The following is a 2,535-nucleotide window of genomic DNA, read 5'->3' as shown; positions in this document are numbered from 1 at the left end:
TCGCTCTCTGCGATGCGTGTCGTAGCCGCCGTGCAGGAAACCTTCGACTGTGAAATCAGCGTCCGTGCACTCATGGAAGCCCCCACCGTAGCGGGCCTGGCTCGTGTGGTGGGTGGAGGACAGTCGGGCACCAGGCAAATCTGGGAGCCATATGCGCGTCCGGCCCAGTTGCCGCTGTCGTTCGCCCAGCGTCGGTTGTGGTTCATCCATCAGCTAGAGGGACCATCGGCGACATACAACATCCCTCTGGTACTACGCCTAATCGGTCTACTCGACGTCGACGCGCTGACCCTGGCGGTTGCCGATGTCGTAGCCCGGCACGAGAGTGTTCGCACAGTGTTTCCCGCTACGGCTGGCGTGCCCGAGCAGTGCATTCTCGATGCCTCTGAAGGGCTTGTCGCCTGCAAAGTCATCGACGCCACCAACTGGACCGATCAACAGTTGGATGAGGCGGTCGGTATTGTCACCCGCCACGCCTTCGACTTAGAAACCGAGATTCCCTTTCGTGCAAGGCTTTTCGCAGTCTCGACCACGGAACACCATCTGGCCCTGGCAATGCACCACATCGCCGCCGACGGATCATCTCTCTCGCCGCTGGTTCGCGACCTGACTACCGCATATCAGGCCCGCACCACCCGGACGGAGCCAGGCTGGGAGCCGTTGCCCGTTCAGTACGCCGACTTCACAATCTGGCAGCACAAGCTCCTCGGCGAGGCCGACGATCCTAATACCCGATCTGGTCGACAAACAGTTTTCTGGGAGCGGAACCTCGCTGGATACGCGGGACTGCTGGAGCTTCCCACGGACCGGCCTTACCCCGCCGTCGCCAACCATCAGGGCGGCCAAGTCGTCGTCGAATGGCCCGCCGAACTGCAGGAACTCGTGCGGGTTGTGGCGCGGGAACGCAATGCGACGACGTTCATGGTGATGTCGGCGGCGCTTTCGGTGCTGTTGGCGCGTTTGAGCGGGAGCGCGGATGTGGCGTTCGGGGTGCCGACGGCGGGGCGGGGGCGAACCGAGTTTGACGGCATGGTCGGGTTTTTCGTCAACACGCTGGTGTTGCGTACGCGGGTTTCAGCCGAGATGAACTTCGGTGATTTGTTGGAGGAGGTACGGGAGCGGAGCCTGGACGCGTTCGCGAACCAAGATGTGCCGTTCGATGCGCTTGTCGAGCGCCTCAATCCGGTCCGTACGCAGGCTCACCATCCGTTGATCCAAATCCTGTTCGCCTGGCAAAACGTCACCCTGCCCGATCTGTCTCTGCCAGGTCTCGACATTTCCCCGCAGCGCACGGACACCTTGACCGCTCGAATGGACTTGACTTTCAGCCTGCGTGAGCGGTTCGACAACTCCGGCCGTCCCATAGGCATTGGGGGTCTGGTCGAGTACCGCACCGACGTCTATGACGCCGAAACTGTAAAACAACTTGTTACCCGCTGGCAGCGGGTGCTCACGACGATGCTCGCCGGCACGGACCGCTCGGTGGCGTCAATCGACTTGCTTGACGAGAGAGAACTGACGCAGCTGGACGCCCTCGGAGCGCGGTCAGTGCTAAATGAATCGATCGTGGACCCCGCGATTCCGGAGTTGTTCGCCGAGCAGGTGAGGGTGCGGCCGGACGTCATAGCGGTGGTGTTCGAGGGTCGGTCGTGGACGTATCAGGAGTTGGACGACACATCGACGCAGTTGGCTCATTTGTTGGCTGGGCGTGGGGTGGGAGTAGAGGACGTTGTTGCACTGTTGCTGCCACGTTCGGAACACACTGTGATAGCCATACTTTCGGTGCTGAAGCTGGGTTCTGCTTACTTGCCGATCGACATCAACACCCCTGACGAGCGCCTGGCATTCGTTCTACAAGACGCTGCGCCGGCCGCGATTTTGACCACGGTGAGCCTCGCTGGTCGCGTCAGTAAGTCCGGGGTCCCACTGATAGATGTCGAGGATCCCAAGGTCGCTGAACAGCCGACGACGACGTTGCCGGTGCCGAATGCTGACCTCCTCGCGTACATCATCTACACCTCAGGAACGACAGGCACACCCAAAGGCGTCGGCATCACACAAACGAACGTCACCCAGACCTACGCAGCTTCGGAACATGCTTTCAAACATTCCCCAGATCAGGTGTGGTCGATGTTCCATTCGTACTCGTTCGATGTGTCGGTGTGGGAGATGTGGGGCGCTCTGCTGCACGGCGGCCGCTTGGTGATCATCCCTGAGCATGCCGCCCGCTCCGCAACGGACTTTCACCGAATCCTGGTAGACGAGCAGGTCACCACCGTCAACCAGACCCCGTCCGCACTCGAGATGCTCTCGCCCGAGGGAATAGATCAAGTAAGGACCATTTTTGTGGGGGGTGAGGCATGCTCGCCCGAACTTGTCGATCGGTGGGCTTCAGGCCGAGAAATGATCAATGGCTACGGGGAGACAGAGACGTTCTACGCCTCTATGAGTGCGCCCATGAAGCCTGGTCATGGAGCTCCTATCGGTACGCCGGTGCCGGGTGATGCGTTGTTTGTGTTGGATTCCGGTTTGCGG

The 2,535-nt window shown here is 60.7% G+C and carries 1 protein-coding gene; it reads left to right on the top strand.

Translation table 11 applies throughout. The annotated features are described in order from the left end of the window. Nucleotides 1-12: 12 nt before the first annotated feature. A partial coding sequence (locus CH271_RS09660) for a non-ribosomal peptide synthetase (RefSeq protein WP_254924357.1) occupies nt 13-2,535 on the top strand: 2,523 nt, incomplete at its 3' end.

The sequence above is a fragment of the Rhodococcus sp. 05-340-2 genome, assembly GCF_002258915.1.
Classification (GTDB): domain Bacteria; phylum Actinomycetota; class Actinomycetes; order Mycobacteriales; family Mycobacteriaceae; genus Rhodococcoides.
This window is presented reverse-complemented; position numbering and strand designations above follow the sequence as displayed.